Origin of the sequence: Aminobacter aminovorans (assembly GCF_900445235.1) — a bacterium.
Classification (GTDB): Bacteria; Pseudomonadota; Alphaproteobacteria; order Rhizobiales; family Rhizobiaceae; genus Aminobacter; species Aminobacter aminovorans.
In genome coordinates this window covers 4,596,837-4,622,157 of sequence record NZ_UFSM01000001.1, presented here as the reverse complement: position 1 = coordinate 4,622,157, position 25,321 = coordinate 4,596,837, and the positions used below count along the sequence as shown (strand labels likewise).

Here is a 25,321-nt window from a genome sequence, read left to right as displayed (position 1 = left end):
AACCGTGCCTGTTGCCCAATTCTCCGGCCGCAACGTCCTGTTCGTCATGGCCGTCAATGCCGAATATGGCCCGCATCTGCGTGAGTTGTTCGAGCCGCTGATGACCGGCGTCGGCCCGGTCGAGGCTGGCGTCAATGTCGGTGCCGAACTGTCGCGGCTCGCTGCCTGCAACGCGCTTCCCGACCTCGTCGTCTGCCTTGGCTCGGCCGGCAGCCGCAGGCTGGAGCAGACCGAGGTCTACCAGGCCGTTTCGGTAGCCTATCGCGATATGGACGCCTCGGCCCTCGGCTTTGCGAAAGGCACCACGCCCTTCCTCGATTTGCCGGCGACGGTGGCCTTGCCGCTGCGCATTCCCGGTGTCAGGGCGGCTAGCCTCTCCACCGGTGGCACCATCATTTCGGGCAGCGCCTATGATGCGATTCGGGAGGACATGGTCGACATGGAGACCTTTGCCGTGCTGCGCGCCTGCCAGATGTTCGGCGTGCCGCTCATCGGCCTGCGCGGCATCTCCGACGGTGCCGCCGACATCAGCCATGTCGGCGACTGGACCGAGTATCTCCACGTCGTCGACGAGAAGCTGGCGCATGCCGTCAACCTGCTCGGCCGCGCCATCCAGAGCGGCGAGCTGAGGCTCTAGGCAATTCCAGAAAAAGTGTTCAGCGGTTTTCCCAGGAAGCCGAAACCAGACAGCTGGAAGGATTGCGCTTTTCGAAGAAAAGCAGAAGCCCTCTAGGCAGCGCGCGGCAAGTTCTTGGCGTTGCCGAACAGGACACCCGCAAGCCGCACTTTGACGTCGCGGTCCCTGCTCACATAAGTGATTTCGCCGGCCTCGTGGTCGAGCGCCCAGCGGCCGGTCACCCCATTGTCCCAGTCGACGACATAGCCGCCCTCGGCGAGCGCCCATGTTCCCGTGCGTGTCTCGCCGTCGTCGAGCAGCATGTGCGCCACATCGCCGGTTTCGAAATAGACATAGGCCTCCTTGCCGTTGCGGTCGAGCACATGGGTCGTGCCTGCAATCAGCACCTTCAGGGCGTCTTGATCGAGAATTGCCATCGTCGTTTCCTCTTGCTACCCAGTTGGTCAAGTATCTTGACGATATGCGCGATTGGAAAAATGGTCAAGCAGCTTGACGAAAACGCGGAAAAACCACTGCCAGACCATGTCGGCTGGCGCCTGTGGCAGGCGAGCCGCGCCTGGCAGGCCGAGTTCGCCGAGGCGATGCGCGCGGCCGGCCATGGCTGGTTCAGCGAAAGCCGTGCCGGCCTGCTCGGCCACATCGCGCGCCGCGGCACCAGGCAGGCAGCGCTCATCGAACGCGCCAGCATCTCCAAGCAGGCGGTGCAGCAACTGCTCGACGGGCTGGAGGCGGAGGGCGTCATCGAGCGCGCGCCCGATCTTGAGGACAAGCGCGGCAAGCTGGTTCTCTACACCGCAAAAGGCCTTGCCGCGCTCGACGACGGCGACGCCATCAAGCTCGACATCGAAAAGCGTTACCGGCAGCATCTTGGCGAGGGCGGCTTCGATGCCTTGATGGCAGCGTTGCGCGCTCTCGCTGAACCGCAAGCCCGGTGATCGGCCGGGCCGGACAGGTCGGGCCCTGCACAGCGCACTTGTCACCCATGCAATCGAGCCCATTGCACAGACGTGATTCTTTCTTTAAACGCCCGCCATGAAGAACTCCGAGCACCCCGAAACCGTCCTCATCATCGACTTCGGCAGCCAGGTGACGCAGCTCATTGCGCGTCGCGTGCGAGAGGCCGGGGTCTATTCCGAGATCGTGCCCTTCCAGTCGGCCGCAGAAGCCTTCAAGCGGATCAACCCCAAGGCGGTGATCCTCTCGGGCAGCCCGCACTCCACCGTCGACATCGGCAGCCCGCGCGCCCCTGAAGCCGTCTTTTCGGCCGGCATCCCGGTGCTCGGCATCTGCTATGGCGAACAGACCATGTGCGCCCAACTCGGCGGCAAGGTCGAGGCAGGCCATCACCGCGAATTCGGACGCGCCTTTCTCGAGATCCAGGACGACAGCCCGCTGTTCGAGGGCGTCTGGGCCAAGGGCACCCGCCATCAGGTGTGGATGAGCCATGGCGATCGCGTCACCGAGATCCCCGAGGGCTTCCGCGTCATCGGCACCTCGAATGGCGCGCCATTCGCGGCCATCGCCGACGAGAGCCGCAACTTCTACGCCGTGCAGTTCCACCCCGAGGTCGTGCACACGCCCGACGGCGCCAAGCTGCTGCGCAACTTCGTCCACAACATTGCCGGCATCGAAAGCGACTGGACCATGCACGCGTATCGCGCGCATGCCGTCGAGGCGATCCGCCAGCAGGTCGGCGACAAGAAGGTCATCTGCGCCCTTTCGGGCGGCGTCGACTCGTCTGTAGCGGCACTGCTCATCCACGAGGCTGTCGGCGACCAGCTGACCTGCATCCTCGTCGACCATGGTCTTATGCGCAAGAACGAGGCGGCCGACGTCGTCGCCATGTTCCGCGAGCACTACAACCTGCCGCTGATCCTCGTCGACGCCTCCGAGCGCTTCATCTCGGCGCTCGAAGGCGAGTCCGACCCGGAAAAGAAGCGCAAGACCATCGGTCGCCTGTTCATCGAAGTGTTCGAGGAAGAAGCCAAGAAGCTCGGCGGCGCCGATTTTCTCGCCCAGGGCACGCTCTATCCGGATGTCATCGAGAGCGTATCCTTCACCGGCGGCCCCTCTGTGACCATCAAGTCGCACCACAATGTCGGCGGTCTACCCGACCGCATGAACATGAAGCTGGTCGAGCCGCTGCGCGAGCTGTTCAAGGACGAGGTCCGTGTGCTCGGCAAGGAACTCGGCCTGCCTGACAGCTTCATCGGCCGCCATCCGTTCCCCGGACCAGGCCTCGCCATCCGCTGTCCGGGCGGCATCACCCGCGAGAAGCTTGAGATCCTGCGCGAAGCCGATGCGATCTATCTCGACGAGATCCGCAAGGCCGGCCTCTACGACGCCATCTGGCAGGCTTTTGCCGTGCTGCTGCCGGTCCAGACCGTCGGTGTCATGGGTGACGGCCGCACCTACGAATTCGTCTGCGCGCTCCGCGCCGTGACCTCGGTCGACGGCATGACCGCCGACTTCTACCATTACGACATGAACTTCCTCGGCCAGGCCGCCACCCGCATCATCAACGAGGTCCGTGGCATCAACCGCGTCGTCTACGACGTCACGTCCAAGCCGCCAGGCACGATCGAGTGGGAATGATTAAGGTCCAGCCGGGCGTATCCAAAAAATACGACATGTCGAAATAGCAGCTCTCCGGTCACGCCTTGTTCGGCGCCGTCCACCAGGGCGTCGTAGATCTTCTGCATCTCCCCACCCATGCCGATGACCTGCTGGCGCTTCGTCTCGATCGACGGCTCAACTGGCGGATTTCGGTCTCGATCTCCTGCATCAGCTTCTCGCGCTGCTGCACTTCGGCTGCTTGGGCAGGCGTCAATCTCTGCCGCCTGGAGCGCTGAATGCTGCGCTGCGCCCTATCATATAGGTCCTGGGGCTGATCGATCTCGTTGAATGGCACGGATCCTTGCTGGCCAATTCCGAGCTTACTCAACCGCTGCGAATGCGAACAGCCCCGCAGTGCTGCCAGGCAATCGGGAGGATCAGGGTCGCTGTCGGATACGAGCCTGCTATCCCACGCGGGCGATGACAGTTCTTTGACTACCGCATTTGGGGCGGTATGCGCCTTAGTCTTTGGCGGCCGGCAATTGTCCGATCAGCACGAGATATTCGCAAAGCAAGGCGCGAACAGCATCCTGGCGATTGCCGAGCGCCACGTTGCCCTGGCGATAGGCATCTATGGCATCCAGAACTTCAGCCGATAATCTTACATGCACTGGTACGCTGCCCGTCGGGGGCCTGCCCCGCTTAGGTCTATTGTCCTTCACGCAGTCGAATCTCCCCCACACCCAAGTGAATGCTAATATTCAGATCAGCTATAGGGCAAGATGGGGCAAAGGACTGGAACCACGGATTTGCGGAAGGTCAGGTTGCCGCCTCTACGGATCGTGAGCTGTTTCATTGGCTCATCTCCTGCGACCAGCTGATGGCATTGACGTAGATGCCGAGCCTATTGGCGCTGAGCCTTTCGGCATCGCGTGGCGGCTGGATCACGTTGGTCAGGGTCGCAGTCCAGCACTGGGTCGCAGAGCTTCTCGCTCTCGCAGCGGCGCTCGGTCCAGCCGACGCGGAAAGAGTCCGAAGATGCGCGGCTGACCGAGGAGACCTCGACGGCGATCTGTTGCTCGCCGACTTCGGTGAATGGGTCATTGGTGCGAACATAGTCGTTGAGCGCCGCCGCACTGCGATCCGTGCTCGACGCATAGGCGCGCAGCCAGTTCTGGCGCTCGATGATCGGGTCAGCCGGGATCGAGCGGACCTGTTCGATGAAGTGGGCGAGGTACCGTGCGATCTGCGGATCGGTCGGGCCGGAGTGCGGCGAGCACGACAGCCATGACGTCGTCGATGCTCGGGGTTTGGCTGCCAGAGCCTTGCGTGAACTGGATGAGAACTGTCGAGCCATGCCGATGATCACGGCAAGCACCATCAACGTGTCGAAGAGCTGGATCGCCAAGATGCCGAAACCCTTCACCGTGTACGCCGGCTGACACCCGAAATCCTTCGCCATCGGCTGGTGAAGAGGCAACAGCCAGCTTTGCGCTGCGGGTGGACATTCTTGTACCTTCGATGCGCCGCACCGTGATTGGTGCGGCTGTGGCTCATGGCCGGATTATTGCGACGAAATCGCAGGCCAACTCATTAGTTTTTCTCCAAGAAGGGCAAATAAAATCATTGGTCCTGCTGGACCCAGTCGTGCAACATTCCTGACGTAAAGCGATAGCTTCTGCGGCTCACGTCGTTGGGAGGTTTGATGACCAAGCTGGCTGTGGCCCTTGGAGCAATCCTCTTGGGTATCATTTTGCTCCCGGTTGTTCAGCCCGTGCTCGCGCAGGAGCGATCCGAACGCATCATTTTCGCAAGCGGACGCTCCTCGCAGACCGTGCAGGACAGCATCGCCGGCTACGAAACTGTCAACTACCGGATCAACGTCCGCGCCGGGCAGCGACTTGCGGCGACTTTGAAGACGGACAATGCCAGCAACTACTTCAACATCTGGGCGCCCGGCGCGTCGGAAGCGATCTACAACAGTTCGACGTCGGGTGAACTGGCCGATGTAATCGTTCAGTCGAGCGGCGACTACCGCATCCAGGTGTACCTGATGCGCAACGCGGCGCGTCGAAACGAAACTGCCGACTACAGTCTCAGGCTGGAGGTTACCGGCGGCAATCCGGCCAATGGCGACGACGCCAAGACTGTACCGGACTATGCCGACGGCTTGTCAGGCGGCCCCGATTTCTGGGAAGTGGCGAATGTCGCGCCGGGAGACCGGCTCAATGTCCGGTCATGCCCGACGGCGCAGGCCCCGATCGTCGTTCGCTTGCGCAATGGCGCGGTCCTGCGCAATCTCGGCTGCCGCATGAACGGCCAGACACGCTGGTGCAAGGTCGAGCGGCGCGAGGGCAGTGGTTCGGGCTGGGCGGCGGGACGGTTCCTGGTCGAGTCGGGCGGTTAGCAAACGGTCGTGTCCGCAAGAGTGCGTTTCAGGGAGGACTGACATGAACCGATACTATTTCCTGCTCGCAGGGTCGTTGCTCATAGCCGGCTGCTCGACCGATTCCGGCTCGTCCGTGCCTGCCGGCGCGGCAGCGCCCATGATGGACCAGAGCGTGCCCCAGGTCGCACGAAACGCCTGCCTTCGCGAGGTGGCCCGTACCACCAACACCCAGCAGGGCGTCATTCTCGACATGCTTTATTCCGAGGCGAACTCGCAGGTCACCATTGGCGTCGGTCCGGAGCGTGCGCGGTGGCAGTGCACGGTTTCCAACAGCGGCGTCGTCGCAAATGTGATGTCGTTGACAGACGAGGGCAAGCTCTGATCGGCGAGACTGAGGAGCGTGGGAGAGGAGAACGCCGTGAGATCGATGCGCCTGCGTGCTGCCGCCACGTTCTTCCTTGCCGCGCTGGTCGCAGGTTCCGCGCGCGCTGAGGATGCTGCCGGTCTTCCAGCCCTCGACGCCGACAAGCTCGTCTTCTCCATCTCCAACATGGATCCGGGCGTCAAACCGGGGATAGACTTCTATCGGTATGCCTCGGGAGCCTGGCTCGACAGGGTGGACCGTCCCGCCCGCCTGTCGAGCTACGGCGTTTTCGATGTCATGGCCGAGAGGCTACGCGCCCAGATGTCGCTTGCCGTTGCGAAAGCAGGCGAGGAGGCGGCTAACGCGCCGAAAGGCATCCCGGTGCAGCAGGTCGGGAGTCTCTACAACGCGTACATGGATACAGCTAAGCTCGATGCTGCCGGCATCGAGCCAATCCGCGGTGAGCTTGACCGCGTTGCGGCGATAAAGTCGTTCGACGATCTGGTTCAGGTCATGGCTCGGCAAATCTATGTCAACGGACCGATCCTTTTTGCCGCCTTTGCGACCTTGAACGATCCGGCCGACACGACGCGGAACGCGTTCTATGCCGTCGGAGGAGGCTTCGGGATAGAAGCCGGTTTCGATTCGATACTGGCCGCGGCACCGGATGACCCGCGTCGTGCGGCATATCGCAAGTACGTCGCGTCAGTCATGCAGATCGCTGGATACCCCGATGAAGAGGCAGCTCGAATCGCCGACCTCACGCTGACCGTCGAGACCGAACTCTACGCCGCAAAATTGTCTCCGGCCGAAGGCGCCGACCCGCGCAATCGCTTCACGAAGGCGACATTCGATGAATTGCAGCCCCAGATTCCTGAACTGGACCTCAAAGCCTACTTCCGCAGCGTCGGGTATGAAGTCCCTCAGTCGGTCGTGATGTACGAACCGCGCTATCTGCCGGTGCTATCGAAACTGCTGCGCGAGCGGCCGCTCGGCGAAATCAAGGACTACATTGCCTTTCGCATTGTAAGGTCGTTCAGCCCTGTCCTGACGACGGCGTTCGACGCGCCGGAACTGGCGCTGCAGGAAGCCCTGACCGGGGTCGGCGTTCAACAGCCGCGACAGGAGCGGCTGCTGAAGCTGCTGCAAGACAACCTCGGACATCCGGTCAGCCAGATCTACGTCCAGAGCTTCTTCCCTGAAGAGAACAAGCAAAAGGCGCTCGACATGGTCGAACGCATCCTGACCGCATTCCGTGAGCGGATACCATCGCGCGCATGGCTGTCTGACGCCACCCGTGCCGCGGCTCTCGAGAAGGTGAACAAATTCTACTATCGCGTCGGCTACCCGGAACATTGGATAGACTACTCGAGAGTCGAGATCGGGCCGGACCTGGTGGCCGATATGATCAATATTGGCGCTTTCGGCCAAAAGCGGGAAATCGAAAAGCAGGGGAAACCGACGGTACACGAGGAGTTCAACAGCTCTTCCGCCACGCTGCCAATCGTCATCAATGCGGGATATACGCCATCGATCAATGGGTTCGAGGTTACCGCCGCCATCCTGCAAGCGCCCGCTTTCCTGCCCGACATGGATGCTGCCGTGTATTTTTGCAGGATAGGCGGCATCATCGGGCACGAGATGGTCCATGGCTTCGACAGCGGCGGCCGGCAATATGATGCGCAGGGCAACTTCCGCGACTGGTGGGCGCCTTCAGACGCCAAGGCTTTTGAAGCCGAGGCGCAGAAGCTGATTGACCAGGCCAACGCATTTGAAGTCCTGCCCGGTCTCCATGCCAATGGTCCCCTGAATGTCCGGGAGAACATGGCCGATGTGGGAGGCATCACGCTCGCCTACGCTGCGTTGATGGATTATCTGAAGGAGCACCCGGGCGAGAACGTCAAAGTAGATGGGCTGACGCCGGCGCAGCGCTGTTTCATATCCTGGGCCCAAATGTGGACGTGGAAGGCCACGGACCAATACCAGCGCGCCATCGTTGCAGGTGATGGCCATCCGCCGAATAACTACCGAGCCGTAGCGCCGCTCCAGCACCTCGACGCCTTCTATCAAGCATTCGACATCAAGCAAGGTGATCCCATGTGGCTGCCGCCCGAGAAGCGCGTAAAGGCATGGTGACCAAGGATGCCATCTTTGCCTAACGACGGTATCAGCAGACGCGCGTTCGGATTGGGTGTGGCGGCTTCCGTCTGGTCGGGCTTGGTCGCGAGCGCTCTTGCCGACACCAGGGCCAACAAGACCGCGGACTTTCTTCAGAACGGCGAATACAACTGGTTCCCCGAGAGGTCGCCGACTGGGCCTGTCGTGATCATTGTTTCCGTTCCCGACCAGATGGTCCATGTCTATCGAAACGGCATCAGGATAGCGGCGTCGTCCTGCTCCACCGGAAAGCCGGGTCACGGCACGCCGACAGGCGTGTTCAAGATCCTGCAGAAGGACAAGCATCATCGTTCCAGTACCTACAGCAACGCGCCAATGCCCAACATGAACCGACTGACCTGGTCTGGGATCGCGCTGCACGCCGGCAACCTGCCCGGCTATCCTGCGTCTCACGGCTGCGTGCGGCTGCCGCTAGGGTTCTCGGAACTTCTCTTCGGGATCACCAAGCTCGACATGACCGTGGTCATCGCCGACGAGAATTCACAGCCAGCCTCAGTGGTGCATCCTGGCATGGTTCTCGGCAATTATGCGAGCCAGGAATTCGGCGCGGTGGACGCCTCGATAAAGCACTACCAATACGCGCAAGGGCGCAGCCAGGAAACCAGTGCGACCAGCATCGTCGTCAGCGCAAAGGACCGATCGATAAGCCTGTGGGACAACGCCAGGATCGTCGCCACCGGAAAAGTCGACATAGCACAGCCGGAAAAGCCCATAGGCAGGCACGTTTATACGCTCACTCAGGTCAACGAAGGGACGAAAGAGCTAACGTGGGTGTCGATGGCGATGTCTTCCCGCAGCAAGAATGCCGATGACAATGCGTTGCGGCGAGTGAAGGCGCATCCAGACATATTGAAGAAGGTTCAGAAGGCGATGAGGCAGGGTATGACCCTGGTCCTTACCGACGAGTCGAGCGGTTCCAGCAATCGGACTGCTGACAATTTCACCATCTTCACCGGTGAGGGCCTCTACTAGCGTCGCGGGCGCTGGTGAGGAAGTTTAGAAAATATCCCAAAAGGAGGCACAGATGAAGTCGCGTGTTTTGCTTGTCGCAACGTTTGGCGTGGCGTTGGCCGGGGAGGCCGCCGCCAAAATTCCGCTTCTCAACGCCACATGCCCGACTGGTATCGAGGTCCATGCCGACGAAGGCGGTCCCGTTTACATCGACGGCAAGGAAGGCAAGCTGAAGGTCTTCAACGAGAATTACTACGAGATCAAAGGCGGCGGCGTCACCATTTCGCTCAGCATCAATCCAGATGGTTCCGCAGATGTTTCGTACACCGGCAAGGGCGGCGCTAACGGTGTCTGCGCCGTCAAGTAGGCGTTACCCCAACCTGCAGTTCGATTGAGCACGAACACGCGCGACATGCATCGTCATTATGCCGCGTGTTTGCCTTGGCCGTTGGTCTGCAGCCGGAACCAACGCGCCACCGCATCAAGTGGCGCTTCGGAGCGCCGGCTTTCCTTGATGCAGAGATAGTAGTCTTCCTTGGTAGCGACGCCACCATCGGAGATCACTTTCAGAGCGCCATCCGCCAGTTCTCTTTCAACCAGAAAGTCCGGGACCAGAGCCGCGCCCAGGCCTTGCCGGACCATTTCGAGCGCAACGATGTAGTACGACGCAAACAGCCAGTCCTGGCTGCCAGCAATTTCGAACGGCAGGATTCCTTGCTCTGCGCCGACTTTCCAATCAGCGCCGATCCTGGCCGGCTCCAGATCGGTGGTGATCAACCGTGGCGCGATCTGATCTAGAACGGGCTTTCGGCTTGATACCACCGCGACGAGCACTTCTCGCCTTACGAGCAGTGACCAGAAGCCAGGTACTTCAGGGAATGTCGTGACAAACGCATCCGCGACGGCATCGGTAAGCACGGGATCGCGCGCGTACATACACAATTGCAAGCCCACCTCGGGATTGGCGTGATGAAAGCTCGCCAGCCGCGGAACGAGCCAACCTGGAGCGAAGCTGCTGCAAACAGCCAAGCGGACAAGCTTGCGATTCCGACCGATAACCTCCGACAGCGATCTGTCGATATCGCCAAAAGCTGCCCCAAGCTTTCGCGCCAGCGCCTCTCCCGCGGGCGTCAGTACAATGCTTCTCCCCGACTTCATCATAAGGCGTTCGCCAACCTGATCGGTTAGGCGACGAAGCTGGTGGCTTACGGCACTCTGGGTTACTCCGAGTTCAGCCGCCGCCTTCGTCAACGAAAGATGACGCGCCACGGATTCGAACGTTTGAAGCGAGCGGAGATTGTTCTGCTTGCTGGTCGACATGAAACCTCGCCAACGGCATGAGCGCTGAAGCAACGTACACCGAATTTAAGCTATGGTTCGAACATACCGTCTATTGTTGCGCCGGACACTGTACGATTTAGGTCAGACGACGACATGCTCACTTAGATGTCCGCTTTTTGTGCCGGGGAAGCTGCCAGGCCGCTTCCGTGAAGAGTTTGGGGCGCCGGTAAGTATACGAAAGTCCATGAGGCAAGAACCCTCGGGCTACAGGCGATGCCTATGGTGATTTCGATTTGCGGTTGGCTTTGGCCATCACACGACCGCCGCTTGGAAGCGACAAGTTTGATGCGGTCGGACCGCTTTGCCTTTCAACCATGTGGTGTTGTCGGCTCATCGCGCGGCCGGACGCGAACCCTTCGGCGGCGATAATCAGCACAGGCACGCGTGTGGGGCCGCTGCCGGCTGAGTGCTTGCGGCTGAAGGCTGGATCAGCCCGTGCCGGGTCGTGGGGCGTTGTCTCGGTTCGTCGCCGTTTTGCCCGGTGGTCCGCGCGGTTGGTTCCATCGTTGGAACACCTCGATGATGATCATGCCCCACTGCAGCACGAACAGGGCGGGCGACAGTCGTCGGTTTCCACCGATGGTTCGTTCAGGACGGCGGGACCGCGAGCAAATGGCTGGCAAGCACGAGGCTGCCCTGGCGAGAGGAGCCGGCGAGCAGACCGCAATGGCGGATGCGGTGGAAGCCGCGTGGCAGGAGATGGAGCAGATGAACTCGTAGGTCGTGAGCGCCATCATCTGCTGCCGGTCGGCGCCGGAGCGGCGCCAATCCTAATAGCGGAAGGTGACACTGCGCTCGTCTAAGGCGATCTACCGGCGGTTCGAGATCGCGATCAGGTGCGTGTAGCGCGACAGGCAGGCGAGCAGCGCCTCCGGCCCGGCGAAGGGCGCCTTGGCGTAGACCACCCAGTGTTTTTCCGGACCGGCGACAGGTGCCGCAGGAATGCCCGCCGCTCGGCCAGGTGTGCCAGCGATCCGAAGAAGGCGAGCCGCCGGGCATCGTGCAGCGCGCGACCAGCCGGGTCAGGAACAACCGGCGGAATAGCTTGCCGAGAACCCTCATCGGGAACAGGAAGGCCGCGCGCGGTGATGTTTAACGCCTTCCGTCCGGCGCGATGCCGCCGCCCGGTACGATCATGTGGACATGCGGATGTTGTGTCAGTGCCGAGCCCCAAGTGTGGAGCACGGCGGTGATGCCGATGCGCGCCAAGGTGCTTCCGATCCGCCGCGATCGTCAGCATCGTCTCCGTTGGCAAGTTCGGCGCGAAGTGCGCCGATAGGGGAGAGCACACGCACGATGCTCCGCTCAATCTTCGAGCGCGATCTGTTGCCGGTCTGGCGAAACCGCCTGCTCACCGAAATTGCGCCCCACGACAGCTTCCTGCTCACCTCGCAATCCGCGATCAATGCGTAGGGTTTTGATCCGTGGGTTACCGAAATGGCTCTTCCGGTGGCCCACTCGAATTCTCGCCCGAAAGCAGGCGGGCCATGGCATCCTTGATCGTGTGATCATCATAGGGTTTTGAAAAGAACCTACTCCCCACAGGCAGATTGCTCTCTTCGAGAATTGTGGCGCCTGATGCAACGATCAATTTCACTGGCGGCCATCGCTCGCGGATGTAATGGGAAAGCTTGATGCCATCCATCGTCCCAGGCATCTGAACATCGGTGAATACAAGATCGATATCGGAGCGCGACTCTAAAATGCGAATTGCCTCGTCCGCATCGCGCGCCTCAAGCGCTTGGTAACCCGCAGAGAGCACCAGATCCACGGCACCCATACGAATGATCGGGCTATCTTCGACGACAAGGACGACCGCTATGCCGTTGTTCATGGCTCACTCGGTAATGAAGGGGGCCTCGCAGGCCGCAAGGGTACAGCGCTTCAGAACCAGTTCGGTTCCTAGGCTGCAGCAGAAAGGTCGGTTCGCAGGCCGGAACTTTCCTGGTGGCTGATTGTCACGACGGTGCCTGGGTCAGCGTCACTCACTTGGATTATGCTCTGCAGGTTCTTTGCGAGGGCCTCGACAATGCCAGACCCTAGTCCCGCCTTTGGTGCATCGCTCCCCACAGGCATGCCGATGCCGTCGTCGGTAACCGAAAGGGTCCAGTCATTGCCCGACGAGCGATAGTCGGTCACGATCGTGCCCGATCGCTCATCGGGAAAGGCGTGCTTGAGGGCGTTGATCACCAGTTCAGTAACGATAAGTCCCAGGCTCACGGAGACGTCCGCTTCTACCGCGCTGTTGTCAACCGAGACCTGGATCGAAAGCCGGTCAGGGTCAGCTATCATCGACGCACCGAGGCTTTGGCAAAGCTGAGTCAAATAGGTGCCGAGTTCAACCTTGCCGCCGTTGGACGTAGAGAGTTGCCGCTGAAGGGCTGCAATCGACATGACCCGGTGATGTGCGTTGTGAAGATGCCCGCGCGCTTCTTCCGACTGGACCCGACGTGCACTCTGCATCAGAACACTTGCGATGATCTGGAGGCTGTTTGCCACCCGATGCTGGACCTCCTGCAGCAGGATCGCTTTATCGCGAACCAGATCGTCTTTCAGTCGAGCCTCGGCGCGCGCATCGGTCACGTCGGTTACGGCGAGAAGCAAACGAATATGATCGATGTCACCGTCATCGAGCGTTCGCGCATTGACGACCAATTGCCGTGTCTTCTGGTTTGGTCGCTTAAGTTCGATTTCGTAGGCTTCGATATGTGCACTTCCTGAAGCGGTCGCCTTCAGCAATGACGCAAGCTTGGGCATCGCCCACTCGCCGTTCCCGAGCTCGCTGAGGCGTCTTCCGGGAACTGTAGCGGGGTCGATCTCGAAGGCCCGGCAGAACGATGCGCTCGCTGCAATGACTTTCTGGTCGTCGGACAGGAAAAGCAACGGTTCGTTAGATGATACTACAACGGCAAGGGTACTCGCCGCTTCAAAATGAACAGTCGGGGTCTTTGACATGATGTGGCCCTCAAGGGCCGAAGACTCACGGAGCAAGTCATCACTCGGCAGGAACGCCGCCGAGCAGGAAGGGCAAGCTCGACGAACACACAATAGCATCTCTGAGGCGTATCCGCGTCATATTAGTTACAGCGCTGGCGCCGGGCGCGGCGAGGGGCCGCCAGCACCGCGACCGCGGCATCGCCAAACCGACAAGCATAGTGCAAGCACAGTGAAGGAAGCCGTAGCTTTGGCACTTGCCACGGTTTGGTCCGAACCCGCTTTGCGTTCAACGAGTGATCCAGCCGGGCTTTGGTGCCGTATCAAGCTTTGAGTTCAGGTTCTCGAGAGGCTGGAGGCAAGCGATGTACGGCGGGAAATTCGGCTTGCCAGGCTTGGCAATGACACTTCTGCTTGGCTTGGCACCTGCGGCCGCAGGTGACTTTACACTGGAAGGCTATTTTGCCGGAAAAACATCGGCCGTTGGCAGCTTCAGCGCTATCAACGGCGTCAAGCGCAAGTTCACTGTCGATCTCATGGGCAAATGGAACGGCAAGACGCTGACGCTGGTTGAGGACTTCGCCTATGACGATGGCGAGCGCGACAGAAAGACCTGGCGCTTCGAAAGGGTCGCCCGGGGCAAGTACCGCGGCACACGCGAGGATGTGATCGGGGAAACGCTGGTGACGATCAGCGGCAATACCGCACGCTTCAGCTACCTTGTCGATCTCGATGCCAGCAACAAGAGCAACCGAGTGCGCTTTTACGACACGATGAGGCTGCAGGACGATGGCACAGTGCTCAATAAGGCACTTGTGACGAAGTTTGGGCTGCCCGTAGCGCTGACACGGGTGGAGTTTCGTCGCCGCTGACCGTGCAGATTCCCAGCCGGTCAGCTTACGCCCTGCCGGGCACTGTCAAGAAACAGGGAGTGGGTCTTGTCAAATCAGACACCAAGAACCCTCGCATGGGGTCTGCTGGCCACGTTGAGCCTGGCTGCCGGCGCAGCGTCGGCCGACGAACTGGATGGGCCCAAGATCAAGAAGCTGATCGCGGGAGAGACCGTGCGGCTGGACACGCCGTTCGGCATTGCCTTGCCTTTGCGCTATCGCACGGATGGCGTTGTCGTCGGGGATGTTTCGGGAATTTCGGCGGCAAGCATGTTCGCGCCAAAGGAGGAAGGCCGCTGGTGGATCGAGGGCAACTCTCTCTGCCAAAAATGGCCAAGCTGGTACAAGGGACGCCAGTTCTGCTTCAAGATCACGTCGCTCGGTGAGCGAAGGATTTCCTGGGTCCGTGACGATGGGGCCAAGGGCACCGCACGCATAGGCGACTAGATGGCCAGTGCAGAATGCCGCGTTTCGAGGCAGGCCGTGACGCTGTTGTGCTATGCATTGCCGGCTATTCCGCTGGCAGCAGTGGCACTGCCTCTCTATGTCATCGTGCCGACTTTCTATGCGCAGAATCTCGGGATTCCGATCGCTGCCGTCGGAACGGTTCTGCTAATGATCAGGCTGCTTGATGCAGCATGCGATCCGCTGATCGGCTGGCTCTGCGACCAAGTATTCATCAAATCCGGGCGCAGGCGCACATTCTTTCTGATGTCCGTACCGTTGACGGCCGTGGCCGCATTCATGGTCTTCTGGCCGCCGTCGGGCGCTGGTGTTGGCTATCTCGCCTTTTGGGGCACTCTGCTTTCGGTCGGTTATACCGCAACGATGTTGCCCTATGCGGCCTGGGGGGCGGAACTGTCGACGGACTATCGCGGGCGTTCGGTAGTGTCAGCTTTTCGCGAAGGGGCGACGCTGGTCGGAACGCTTATCGCGGTGGTGCTGCCCTTTGCTGTTGGCCTGGACAGCATAGACGGCCTCCACGGCTTGGCCGCCGTCGCCGTCTTGACGATCGTGCTCCTGCCTTCTGCCGGCTTGCTTGCCGTCAAGACCGTGCCGGAGCCGGCCAATCGTTCGACAAGGAAGCTGAGCTTGGCGGCTAGCCTGCGCTTCGTTGTCCGCAACAGGCCGTTCGTCCGGCTTATTACCGCGTTCCTTCTCAATGGCTTTGCCAACGCAATCCCGGCGACGCTGTTTCTCTATTTCGTATCCGAACGGCTCGGCGCTGCCGAACTGCGCGGCCCGCTGCTCTTCCTCTATTTCCTGTGCGGGATGCTCGGTGTGCCTTTGGCCGTCTGGCTTGCAGCAAAGGCAGGCAAGCATCGTACGTGGTGTGGCGCGATGACCGTCGCCTGCGCGGTGTTCGCCTTTGCCGGTTTCCTTGGAGTTGGCGACATCGTGCCTTTCGCCATCATCTGCGCGGCAACGGGGGTGCTTCTGGGCTTCGATCTCGCCTTGCCGCCGGCCATACAGGCCGATGTCATCGACTACGACACGGCAAGTTCGGGCGAGCAGCGTTCGGGGCTCTATTTTGCCGCCTGGGGGCTGGCCACCAAGCTATCACTCGCTCTCGGCGTCGGCTTGGTATTCCCCATTCTTGCCTGGTCGGGTTTCGACGCTACAGGCGACCAGGCCATGCCGGAGACAGCCCTCGCTACGCTGTCTGCGCTCTATGCCTGGCTGCCTATTCTGCCCAAGGCCGCAGCCATCGCCGTGATGTGGAATTTTCCCCTCGGCGAAGATGCGCAACGATCTTTGCGAGCCCGCATCGACAGCACAGGTCGAGCACATCAAGGGTCATAGCGAAGAACCAAGCGCGCCTGCGATAGTCGTCCGCTTTCCCGTCTTCACCTGCCGATGGAAAGGACCCCTGACGTCGAAAACTTTCTCCTTGATAGGCCTGTGTCCATAGGCGAGCGCTAACTTGCTCTCAGAACTCCGCCCAGCCTTCCTGCATTCCAGGAGCGGGCTTGGCCGGCTTGACGATACGCAGCGACGGCTGCTGCCGGTGTTGCCGCGCCTGGTGTGCTGCTGCCGGCATCCTTGCGGTGATCTCGAAATGCGCGACGCTGGTGGCCAGCGCCGTCGCTTCCTCGGCCAGCGCGTGCGACGCGGCGGTCGATTCCTCCACCATCGCGGCGTTCTGCTGGGTCATCTGGTCGAGCTGGTTGACGGCGTTGTTGATGCCCGACAGTCCGACCGACTGCTCTTTCGCCGAATTGGCGATATCGGCGACGAGCACGCTGATCTCGGTTACCTTGCCGGTCAGCACCTCAAGCACCTCGCCAGTCTGGCCGACGAGCCGCACCCCGGCGGCGACGCGTTCGCCTGACGAGGCGATCAGCGTCTTGATCTCGCGTGCCGCGTCGGCCGAGCGCAGCGTCAGGCTGCGCACTTCGGCGGCGACCACCGCAAAGCCCTTGCCGGCGTCGCCGGCGCGTGCCGCCTCGACGCCTGCGTTGAGCGCCAGAAGATTGGTCTGGAAGGCGATCTCGTCGATGACCGAGACGATCTGGCCGATCTGCCTTGCCGAACTGTCGATGTCGCCCATGGCGACGATCATGTCGCGCATCGCCTGGCTGCTCGACTGTGCGCTTGCCCTGGCATCCTGGGCCACCCCGTCGGCGCGCATGGCACCTGTCGTCGTCTGCGCCGTCGTCTCGGAAATCTCGACCAGCGCTGCGGCCGTCTCTTCCAGGCTCGCCGCCTGGTGCTCGGTGCGGCGGGCCAGGTCGTCGGCCGCCTGCACCAACTGGGCCGAGCCGTCGCGGATGGCACCGGCGTTGCCGTGGATGCGCCCGACGGCTTCCTCCAGCAGCTCCATGGCGCGGTTGAAGTCGTCCCTGATCTGTTCGTAGTTCGACGCGTCGAGCCCGTCGATCCTGTGGTTGAGACGGCCCTTGGCCAACTGGTCGATGGCCTGCGCCAGCGAAGCCAGCGCGGTGCGCTGCTCCTTCTCGGCGGCGTCGCGCGCGGCCTCGGCCGCGAGCCGTCTTTGTTCGGCGGTTTCGAGATAGGTCGAGATCACCAGCTCCATGTCGAACAAAGAGGCCTTGAGCAACGCGCTCAGTGCCTGCCGCGCCTTGGCCAGCCCCGGCGCCTGCAGCCCGAGCGCCTTCGGCCAGGACTGCTCGATGATGACGGCCACAAGTTGTTCGATGATCAGCGTGTAGCCGCCGACATACCAGCGCGGCTCGAGGCCGATGTCGGCATGGATGCGGCCGATCCGTTTCGCCGACTGGGTGTAGGCGTCGCCAAAATCGGCGGCAGCGATGGCGCTCCAGTGCTTCATCTGGCGCCCGTTGGCGACCTGCATCTTCTCGCGTCCGCCTGTGCCTACCCCGAAGAATTGGCGTGCCTCCTCGAAACCGGCAATGTGGTTGTAAAAGCTCTCCATCACCTTGGGCAGGGCCGCCTCGATCGCCGGCCGGACCGCGTTCAGCGCCTCGCGGGCATCGGCATCGAAGCGGACGAAGGAGAGGCGGCGGGCAATTGCGGCGTCCGCGGCGACGGAATGTTCGGACATGTTTTTCCCTCAGGTGGCAGGCAGTTGTCGGCTCTGCGTTTGCGCAAGGAGCTGCCGGCGAATGCTGTGTGGGCCGCTGGCTAGGCCCCAAATGGTTCACAATTGGTTTCTGCCAACGCATTGAAATCACATGCGAAATAATGACGCGCCAGCGATGGTTGTCATGCTGTGGCAATGCTCGCCATATGCTGGAAGCATTGTGCTTCCGCCAATGTGCGAGATGCCTGGCCCGTTGCACGGTTGGCCTCGGCTGCTTATCTCTGCCGGGCCATGTCCGACCAAGATGCCGCAAGCCTGACATCCGAACCACCCGCCAGGGGCGATCTCCGTGCGGCCTACAAGATCGACATCATTGTCATCGGCGCCGGCCAGGCGGGGCTTTCCACTGCCTACAATCTGCGAAAGCTCGGACTTCAGCCGGGTCGCGACTTCATTATCCTCGACAAGTCGCCGGAAGCCGGCGGCGCCTGGCAATATCGTTGGCCGTCGTTAACGCTGTCGACGGTCAATCGCATCCACGACTTGCCCGGCATGCAGTTCGCCGACGTCGTCGAGGAGGGCGCCACCGAGGTCAGGGCGTCGGTCGCGGTTCCGAAATACTTTGCCGCCTACGAGCGCGAGTTCGACCTGCCGGTCTATCGCCCGGTGACGGTCAAGGTTGTCTGCGATCGTGGCGAGAGGCTGCGCGTCGAGACAGACCGCGAGACCTTTTCCGTCCGCGGCATCGTCAACGCCACCGGTACCTGGGAAACGCCCGTCATCCCCGCTTTTTCAGGCGCCGAGCGCTTCAAGGGGCGGCAGCTGCACACCCGCGACTACCGCAACGCCCAGGAGTTCGCCGGTCAGCGTGTCGTCATCGTCGGCGGCGGCATCTCGGCGCTGCAACTGCTCGACGAGATATCCCAAGTCGCTTCCACCATCTGGGTAACGCGCCGGGAGCCGCAGTTCCGCGACCGTCCATTCACGCCGGACGACGGCCGTGCAGCCGTGGCGATCGTCGAGGACAGAGTGCGGCGGGGCCTCGTACCCGGCTCGGTCGTCTCGGTCACCGGCATCCCGTGGACGCCGACGCTGAAAGCCGCACGCGACCGTGGTGTGCTGAACCGCTTGCCGATGTTCAGCGAGATCACCGAGGATGGTGTGCGCTGGCCCGATGGCAGCGAACAGCGCGCCGACGTCATCTTGTGGAACACCGGTTTCCGCAGCTCCCTCGACCATCTGGCGCCGCTGCTTATCCGCGAGGAGGGAGGTGGCATCACAATGTCGGGTCGTCTGGCGACACAAGTTTCGAGGGACCCGCGCATCCACCTCGTCGGCTACGGCCCCTCGGCATCGACCATCGGCGCCAACAGGGCCGGCGGGGCCGCCGCGCGCGAGCTTGCCACCTATCTCGGGCTCGCCTGACGGACTCCTCCCTGCCAGCATGCCGCATCGAATTGATTTTTCTTCTGTTGACCTCAATTGCGCTTGAGGTTTTATGGATCGTGTCGGCTCGTAAAATGGAAAGGCCGACATGAACTTCGATTCTGAACAGCCGGCTGCTGTGGCTGGCAACGCGGCGGCTGCCGTCGCAGCGAAAACCGCCGGCTCGGGCGACCTCTTCAGCGGCAAGCATGGCATCTACACTTTCGCGCTTGCTGGCGGCGTCACGCTGCACGCCATCAACATTTACATTGCAACGACGGCCATGCCGTCAGTCGTTGCCGACATCGGCGGACTCGACTTCTATGCCTGGGCAACGACCCTGTTCGTGGTCGCCTCGATCCTCGGCTCGGCGCTGACGGCAAAGCTGCTCAACGGCAGCGGGCCACGCGGTGCCTATGTACTCGCCACGTCGATCTTCGCGCTGGGTGCGCTGACCTGCGCGATCGCACCCAGCATGTCGGTCATGCTCGTCGGCCGTGCCACCCAGGGTCTCGGAGGCGGCTTCCTGTTCGCTCTCGCCTATGCCCTGACGCGCATCGTCCTGCCCGAACATCTCTGGGCCCGCGCCATCGGGCTCGTGTCGGCGATGTTCGGCATCGCCACGCTTGTCGGTCCCGCCATAGGCGGCGTCTTTGCCGAGTATGGTGCCTGGCGCCTGGCGTTCTCGTCGCTGCTTCCTTTCTCTGTCGCCTTCGCCGTCCTCGCCTATGTCACCTTGCCGAGGAAAAGCTGGGACACCAACGAGCGCGTCGCCGTTCCCTATCTGCAGCTTGCCTTGCTCACGACTGCCGTGCTTGCGGTTTCCGCCGGCAGCCTGTCATCCGGGATGGCGTGGAACCTGACCGGGCTCGGCGCCGGCCTCGCCATCATCGTGCTGATCGCCGGCGTCGAGGCGCGTGCCGAAGCGCGCCTTCTGCCCAGAAGGGCCTTCAACGTCTCAACGCCGCTGGGCGCGCTCTATCTCACCATTGCGCTGCTGATGCTGGCAATACAGCCCGAGATCTTCGTGCCCTACCTGCTGCAGAACCTGCACGCCCAGTCGCCGCTCTGGGCAGGCTATATTGCGGCGATCATGTCCATCGGCTGGAGCCTGGCGTCGTTCCTGAGCTCGCGCTGGCAGGGACATGGCGATCGCCTCATCGTCCTTGGTCCTGTTCTGGTGCTCGCCGGCCTCGTGCTGTTTGCGCTGTTCATGCCTATCAACGGCGCCGGCGACTGGTCGCTGCTCCTGCCGATCGGCGTTGGCCTGCTGCTCGCCGGCTTCGGCATCGGCGTCACCTGGCCGGGGCTCGTAACCCGCATCTTCCAAAATGCCCCGCCGACCGAGCAGGATCTCGCCGCCGGCGGCATGACGACAGTGCAACTGTTCTTCATGGCCCTCGGCACCGCCTGCGCCGGTATGGTTGCCAACTTCGCGGGCATCGCCGATCCAGGCGGGAAAGACGGTGCCGCCAACGCCGCCGTCTGGTTGGGGGTGATCTTCGCAATCGCTCCCTCGCTCTGCGTGCTGGTAGCAGTTCGCGTCGTGCGCCTGACCGGAAAGAGGGGCTGACTGCCCAAATCTATCGGAGCGATCCTCGACAGAACTGCCTTCGATATCCTGGCAAAGCGTGCTTCTCACCTTCGCGTTCTGGACGTGCGGACTGGCCAAGCTCATCGACTTCGGCGGCAACGGGGCGATCATGGAAGGCTTCGGGCTCACGCCAGGCTGGCTGTTCAACAGGGGCAAGTCTTGCAGATCGGCGCCTCGCGATGATCATCTTCGACCGTGGCACCTGCCTCGCCATTGGCGCGCTGGCCGTCTTCAGCGTGCTGACCATTCCGATTGCCGTTCTGGGCCAAGGCGGAGAAGCCTTACGCGACATCACGGTAGCGTGGAGCATGTCTCGGCCACCGGCGGCCTTGCCTTCTACGCCATCATGTCGCGCCGCGCGACCTGGCGCTGGCCGGTCGTTGCCGGAGGAGGGTCGGCATCCGCCGGCGGTTAGGCCTGGTCGATCAGTACCTGTTCCAGCCCGGATTCGGGTGCCGAGCAGATGCATAGGATCGTCGCTTCGCCGGCGCCGACCGAGACGTAGCCATGGCCCATGGTCGAATCGATGTAGACGCCGTCACCGGCGGCAAGCCGGGTCGGCGCATAATGGTCGGTGTGGATCTCGATCTCGCCGTCGAGCACATAGGCGAATTCCTCGCCGACATGACGGACGAGCGGGCCGAATTGCTCCAGCGTACGGGCATGGATCCTGGCAACTATCGGCACCATGCGCTTGTTGACCAGATCGGTGCACAGATAGCGGTAGTCGTAGTTCCGAGTCGCCAGCTGCAGCGTGTTGGTGCCCGACACGACCGAGCGCCGCGTCCGCTCCACGCCCTTTGCCGGCTCGAAGTTGAGCAGCTCTGTGACCGGGATATCCAGTCCCGTGCAGATCTGCAGGATCTTGTCATAGGTCAGCGACATCAGGTCGTTCTCGACCTTTGACAGCGTCGAGAGTGCGAGCCCGGTGCGCTCGCTGACCTCCTGCAACTTCAGCCCATGGCGCTGGCGCATGGCGCGCAAACATTCGCTCAGTCGCGGTTGGTGGGTCACATGGTCTCCGGTCTTGGCGGCATGAGCGGCTCCATTTTCTGAAAATGGCAGGGATTTAGTGTTTACGCAAACGACTTGACGTATGCAAAAAGAAATCTTACCGATTGCATCACAAAAAAGCGGGAACGGCAAAAGTTTTGATTTTCGCAGGATAACACCTGCGTTGCAGGGCGCCTCGGGCGTGCTGCCACGGCCACTGCGGGAGGGCAGCACCATGCGTTGCGACAGCCATCAGGACGACACGGCATCGACGCCAGTCGAGATGCGCTGCGGCAACGTCTTTCCACGCACATCCGGCGCAGCGCCCAGCGCCGCCGGCAATCCGAAAACTGTAAGGGAGTGACCGGCATGACCAAGGCACCGGCCGATTTTGCCGCGCGCATCGATGCGCTGTTTCAGGATTTCACCGGCCCAGACAGCCCCGGCGCCGTCGTCGCTGTCACCGAGAACGGACGCGAGATCTTCGCCAATGCCTACGGCCTCGCCAATATCAACAATGCGGTGCCGATGGGCCGCAAGACCATCATTCGCATCGGCTCGCAGACCAAGCAGTTCACCGTCCTGCTGATCCTGATGCTGGAGGCCGAAGGCAAGCTCAGCCTGTCTGACGAGGTACAGAAGCACCTGCCTTACGTACCGCGTCTCGAACAGCCGGTGACGCTCGCGCATCTGGCGTCGAACACGTCGGGCTTCCGCGACCATCTCGAAGCGATGATCTTCGCCGGCTTGTCGATCTTCACGCCGTCCGATCGCCAGACCGGCCGCGACGTCATCTCTCGTCAGGACGCGCTGAACTTCAAGCCTGGCAGCGCCATGACCTACTGCAATGCCGGCTTCTTCATGCTGTCGGAGATCATCGAGCAGATCGAGGGCGCGACCTTCAACGAAGTGCTGCGCAAGCGCATCACCGGCCCGCTCGGCATGGACGACACCTCGCTTTTGATCCGCGACGGCGCGGCGATGCAGCGGCTCGCTGCGCACTACACCAGGCGCGAGGAAGGCTGGGCCAATCTCAACTGGGGCCTCGATTTGGGCGGCGAGGGCGGTATGATCTCGACGCTCGACGACATGATCGTCTGGCAGCAGAACCTGTTCGATCCCAAGGTCGGCACGCCCGACATGTACGAGCGCATGGCAACACCCTGCGTGTTCGACAACGGCGCCACAGGCTTCTATGGCCTCGGCCTCGTTACCGACGTCTATCGCGGACGCCGCGCCGTCGGCCATGGCGGCACGGTTGCCGGCGGCAAGTCGGAATCGACCCGCTTCGTCGATGATGGCTTCGGCGTCGTCATCATCGCCAACAACGACCAGGTCGCCTCCTTCGCGCTCGGCCGGCGCATCGCCGATATCTATTTCGGCGACAAGCCACCGGCGCCGATCGCACTCGCCCCCGGTCGCTACCGGCAGGAGGGCGGCCCCGACGTCTTCGAGATCGTTGCCAAGGATGGCGTTGCGACCTTCCTCAACGCCGGCGGCGTCGGCGGTTTCGACTTCGGTCACCAGGGTGGCGCCAAGCCCGAGCGCGCCATCACCGATCTGGTGCTCAGCCCGCGCGCCGACGGCAAGGTCGATGGTGTCTTCTGCGGCACGCCGCGCCTCTACGCGCCGCTTCTGGCCGGCGTTGCCGCCGCGCGCCCGCTGGCCGGGCGCTACGTCAACAGGGCGCAGGATCTCGAGGTCGAGATCACGGGCGACGCCTCGAAGGGCGAGTTCCGCCTGCGCTCCGGCCTCGGCGCCATGGCCGCCCCCATCGTCGCGGCCGATGTCGACCTGTGGTTTCTGCTTCAGCCCGGCACCGATATGCGCCCCGGCCTGCCGTGGAACGCGACGCTGGCGGTGACTGCCGACGGCTTCGAAATGAACTCCGACCGCATCAAGAAACTGGCCTTCAAGCGAGCCTGATCATCCACTCTACGGCGAGGTCCACCATGTCCCTACGCACTCTCACTCCCGAACAGTTCGACGCGCTGGCGCGTTCCCATCTGCGCCAGGCGACCCTTACGCGCCGCGGCTTCCTCGGTGGTGCAGCAGCCATCACGGCTGTTGCCATGCTTGGCATGCCCGGCAAGGCGCTGGCTGAGCAGACCGGCGGCACGTTGCGCGTCGGCCGTGCGGAGGAGCCTGACACGCTCGATCCGCATAAGACCACCTTGTCGGTCTCCTCGACCACGATGGACCTGATCTACGAGCCGCTGGCACGCGCCGGCTATGACGGCGAGGTCCTGCCGGGCCTGGCCGAGAGCTGGGCCTTCAGCAACGACAACAAGACCCTGACCTTCAAACTCAAGCCCGGCGTCAAGTTCCATGACGGCACGCCCTGCGATGCCGAGGCTGTCGCCTGGACAGTCGCGCGCCATCTGGCGCCCGAGGCCGCTTCGCCCAGCGCGTTCTTCCTCGGACCATTGGAGCGCGCCGAGGCGGTCGACCCGCTGACCGTCGCCTATCACTTCAAGGAGCCCTTCGTTGCCGTCTGGGTCGGCCTGACGCTCGGCTATTCCGCGCCGATTTCGCGCGCCGCCGTCGAAGCGGCAGGCGACCAGTTCGGCCGCAAGCCGGTTGGCGCCGGCCCGTTCAAGTTCGTGTCCTGGTCGACCGATCGCGGTATGCGGCTTGAGCGCAACGACGACTACGCCTCCGTTGCCGCGCCCGCGCGCATCGATGCGGTCGAGCTCTCGCACTATCCCGAGGACTCCACCCGCATCGCCGCCTTCGAAACCGGCGAGATCAACGCCATCTATGGCGGCTCCTCGGTGCCGCTCGACAGCGTGCGGCGCCTGCGTGGCAATCCCGACGCGATCATGCTCGAGCGCCCCGCCCAGATGATGCGGGCGCTGGTGTTCAACCAGAAGCGTCCGCCCTTCGACAATCCGAAGGTGCGCCGGGCCTTTGCGCATGCCATCGACCAGAAGCGGCTGATCGCCTTTGCGCTCGACGGTTTCGCCGTGCCGGCGACGTCGCCGATCGCAAGCTCCATATCAGGCTATTCGCCCAAGACCGCCGAGCTTTCCTATGGCTACGATCCGGAGAAGGCCAAGGCGCTGCTGGCCGAGGCTGGTTTCGACAAGGGCCTCAAGGTCAAGCTCGTTGCCAATGACACGCCGGTCATCCGCCGCACGGCGGAGGTAGTCCAGGCGCAGCTGCGCGAGATCGGCGTCGAAATCACAATCGAAACCCTGCCGATCGCACAGTGGGCGGCCATCACCGCACAAGGCGGGCAGGACCTGGTCATCTCGACCTATTCCTACACCGACGCCGACATCGTCTACCCGGTGCTGCACACCAAAGGCGCGCTCAACCGTGCCTTCCACGAGAATGCCGAACTCGACGGCATGATCGCCGAGCAGCGCGTGACCTCCGATCCGGCGGCGCGCCAAGCCATCCTCGACAAGATTCAGGCCAAGGTCGTCACCGAGGCTTACTGGAAGCCGCTGTTCGAACCGCTCAACTTTGCCGTCGTTGCCAAGGACGTCGTCGACGCCCGCATGAACCCCGCCGGCGAGCTGCGCATCGACCATCTCGGCATGGCCTCGTGACCCGCGC

The 25,321-nt window shown here is 62.3% G+C and carries 22 protein-coding genes and 2 pseudogenes; 16 read left to right on the top strand and 8 right to left on the bottom strand.

The genetic code is table 11. The features are described 5' to 3' along the window. Positions 1–4 precede the first annotated feature (4 nt). Positions 5–637 carry a 5'-methylthioadenosine/S-adenosylhomocysteine nucleosidase gene (locus tag DY201_RS22805; protein ID WP_115733200.1) on the top strand — a complete coding sequence of 211 codons (633 nt, stop codon included), beginning with the start codon at positions 5–7 and terminating at the stop codon, positions 635–637. 92 nt (positions 638–729) lie between these two features. Here the strand turns inward: DY201_RS22805 and DY201_RS22800 are convergent, their stop codons facing one another. Next, on the bottom strand, positions 730–1,053 hold the full coding sequence (locus tag DY201_RS22800) for a hypothetical protein (protein ID WP_115733199.1): 324 nt from the start codon (positions 1,051–1,053) through the stop codon (positions 730–732). A 60-nt stretch (positions 1,054–1,113) separates the two neighbouring features. On the opposite strand from DY201_RS22800, the gene DY201_RS22795 reads away from it, so the two are divergent. Both DY201_RS22795 and guaA read left to right on the top strand, forming a co-directional pair. Further along, positions 1,114–1,572: a MarR family winged helix-turn-helix transcriptional regulator gene (locus DY201_RS22795; RefSeq protein ID WP_115733198.1), complete on the top strand. Its 459-nt coding sequence runs from the start codon at positions 1,114–1,116 to the stop codon at positions 1,570–1,572. A gap of 97 nt (positions 1,573–1,669) precedes the next feature. Beyond that, positions 1,670–3,232 carry a glutamine-hydrolyzing GMP synthase gene (guaA, locus tag DY201_RS22790; RefSeq protein WP_115733197.1) on the top strand — a complete coding sequence of 521 codons (1,563 nt, stop codon included), beginning with the start codon at positions 1,670–1,672 and terminating at the stop codon, positions 3,230–3,232. Between the two features lie 813 nt (positions 3,233–4,045). On the opposite strand, the pseudogene trbF reads toward guaA, so the two are convergent. Next, positions 4,046–4,454: pseudogene (gene trbF / locus DY201_RS22775) on the bottom strand (conjugal transfer protein TrbF); the annotation flags it as partial. A 444-nt stretch (positions 4,455–4,898) separates the two neighbouring features. On the opposite strand from trbF, the gene DY201_RS22770 reads away from it, so the two are divergent. Genes DY201_RS22770 through DY201_RS22750 form a run of 5 tightly spaced genes read left to right on the top strand, consistent with a single transcriptional unit; the run spans position 4,899 to position 9,442 of the window. Continuing rightward, positions 4,899–5,600 (top strand): SH3 domain-containing protein, encoded by a 702-nt coding sequence (locus DY201_RS22770; protein ID WP_115733194.1) that lies wholly within the window; start codon positions 4,899–4,901, stop codon positions 5,598–5,600. Positions 5,601–5,643: 43 nt separating this feature from the next. Beyond that, the gene (locus tag DY201_RS22765) at positions 5,644–5,964 is read left to right on the top strand and encodes a hypothetical protein (RefSeq protein WP_115733193.1); all 321 of its coding nucleotides are present in this window, start codon (positions 5,644–5,646) and stop codon (positions 5,962–5,964) included. Between the two features lie 45 nt (positions 5,965–6,009). Next, positions 6,010–8,082: a M13 family metallopeptidase gene (locus tag DY201_RS22760; protein ID WP_115733192.1), complete on the top strand. Its 2,073-nt coding sequence runs from the start codon at positions 6,010–6,012 to the stop codon at positions 8,080–8,082. Positions 8,083–8,097: 15 nt separating this feature from the next. Further along, positions 8,098–9,096 (top strand): L,D-transpeptidase, encoded by a 999-nt coding sequence (locus DY201_RS22755; RefSeq protein WP_207904322.1) that lies wholly within the window; start codon positions 8,098–8,100, stop codon positions 9,094–9,096. Between the two features lie 52 nt (positions 9,097–9,148). Beyond that, complete coding sequence (locus tag DY201_RS22750) at positions 9,149–9,442, top strand: hypothetical protein (protein WP_115733190.1); 294 nt, start codon at positions 9,149–9,151, stop codon at positions 9,440–9,442. Between the two features lie 56 nt (positions 9,443–9,498). Here the strand turns inward: DY201_RS22750 and DY201_RS22745 are convergent, their stop codons facing one another. The 4 genes and pseudogenes from DY201_RS22745 to DY201_RS22725 all read right to left on the bottom strand — a co-directional run bounded on the left by DY201_RS22745 (position 9,499) and on the right by DY201_RS22725 (position 13,371). Further along, positions 9,499–10,395, bottom strand: a complete 897-nt coding sequence (locus DY201_RS22745; protein WP_115733189.1) for a LysR family transcriptional regulator — start codon at positions 10,393–10,395, stop codon at positions 9,499–9,501. Positions 10,396–10,844: 449 nt separating this feature from the next. After that, positions 10,845–11,665 (bottom strand): annotated as a pseudogene (locus DY201_RS29865) (IS91 family transposase); the annotation flags it as partial. Between the two features lie 180 nt (positions 11,666–11,845). Then, on the bottom strand, positions 11,846–12,250 hold the full coding sequence (locus DY201_RS22730; protein WP_115733188.1) for a response regulator: 405 nt from the start codon (positions 12,248–12,250) through the stop codon (positions 11,846–11,848). A 68-nt stretch (positions 12,251–12,318) separates the two neighbouring features. Beyond that, complete coding sequence (locus DY201_RS22725; RefSeq protein ID WP_115733187.1) at positions 12,319–13,371, bottom strand: sensor histidine kinase; 1,053 nt, start codon at positions 13,369–13,371, stop codon at positions 12,319–12,321. Positions 13,372–13,715: 344 nt separating this feature from the next. On the opposite strand from DY201_RS22725, the gene DY201_RS22720 reads away from it, so the two are divergent. The 3 genes from DY201_RS22720 (at position 13,716) to DY201_RS22710 (ending at position 16,043) form a co-directional block, all read left to right on the top strand. Continuing rightward, positions 13,716–14,222 (top strand): DUF3833 family protein, encoded by a 507-nt coding sequence (locus DY201_RS22720; RefSeq protein WP_425358743.1) that lies wholly within the window; start codon positions 13,716–13,718, stop codon positions 14,220–14,222. 66 nt (positions 14,223–14,288) lie between these two features. Then, positions 14,289–14,687: a hypothetical protein gene (locus tag DY201_RS22715; protein WP_245432073.1), complete on the top strand. Its 399-nt coding sequence runs from the start codon at positions 14,289–14,291 to the stop codon at positions 14,685–14,687. Then, entirely contained in the window at positions 14,688–16,043 is a 1,356-nt protein-coding gene (locus DY201_RS22710) for an MFS transporter (protein WP_115733185.1), read from the top strand. A 127-nt stretch (positions 16,044–16,170) separates the two neighbouring features. Here DY201_RS22710 and DY201_RS22705 read toward each other — a convergent pair whose 3' ends face one another. Further along, on the bottom strand, positions 16,171–17,766 hold the full coding sequence (locus DY201_RS22705) for a methyl-accepting chemotaxis protein (protein WP_115733184.1): 1,596 nt from the start codon (positions 17,764–17,766) through the stop codon (positions 16,171–16,173). A 270-nt stretch (positions 17,767–18,036) separates the two neighbouring features. On the opposite strand from DY201_RS22705, the gene DY201_RS22700 reads away from it, so the two are divergent. Together DY201_RS22700 and DY201_RS22695 are read left to right on the top strand one after the other, a co-directional pair. Then, entirely contained in the window at positions 18,037–19,170 is a 1,134-nt protein-coding gene (locus DY201_RS22700; RefSeq protein WP_115733938.1) for an NAD(P)-binding domain-containing protein, read from the top strand. 109 nt (positions 19,171–19,279) lie between these two features. After that, positions 19,280–20,743, top strand: coding sequence for an MFS transporter (locus DY201_RS22695; protein ID WP_115733183.1), 1,464 nt, complete (start codon positions 19,280–19,282; stop codon positions 20,741–20,743). A 432-nt stretch (positions 20,744–21,175) separates the two neighbouring features. Here DY201_RS22695 and DY201_RS22685 read toward each other — a convergent pair whose 3' ends face one another. Then, positions 21,176–21,778, bottom strand: coding sequence for a helix-turn-helix domain-containing protein (locus tag DY201_RS22685; protein WP_115733182.1), 603 nt, complete (start codon positions 21,776–21,778; stop codon positions 21,176–21,178). Between the two features lie 82 nt (positions 21,779–21,860). Here DY201_RS22685 and DY201_RS29595 point away from each other — a divergent pair, with 82 nt between their 5' ends. The 3 genes from DY201_RS29595 to DY201_RS22675 are packed head-to-tail and all read left to right on the top strand — an operon-like array spanning position 21,861 to position 25,314. Continuing rightward, a complete protein-coding gene (locus DY201_RS29595) occupies positions 21,861–22,121 on the top strand; it encodes a hypothetical protein (protein ID WP_131922217.1) in 261 nt (86 codons plus the stop codon). Between the two features lie 5 nt (positions 22,122–22,126). Further along, the gene (locus DY201_RS22680) at positions 22,127–23,683 is read left to right on the top strand and encodes a serine hydrolase domain-containing protein (protein ID WP_115733181.1); all 1,557 of its coding nucleotides are present in this window, start codon (positions 22,127–22,129) and stop codon (positions 23,681–23,683) included. 26 nt (positions 23,684–23,709) lie between these two features. Then, positions 23,710–25,314, top strand: coding sequence for an ABC transporter substrate-binding protein (locus DY201_RS22675; RefSeq protein WP_115733180.1), 1,605 nt, complete (start codon positions 23,710–23,712; stop codon positions 25,312–25,314). The last annotated feature ends 7 nt before the right edge of the window (positions 25,315–25,321 follow it).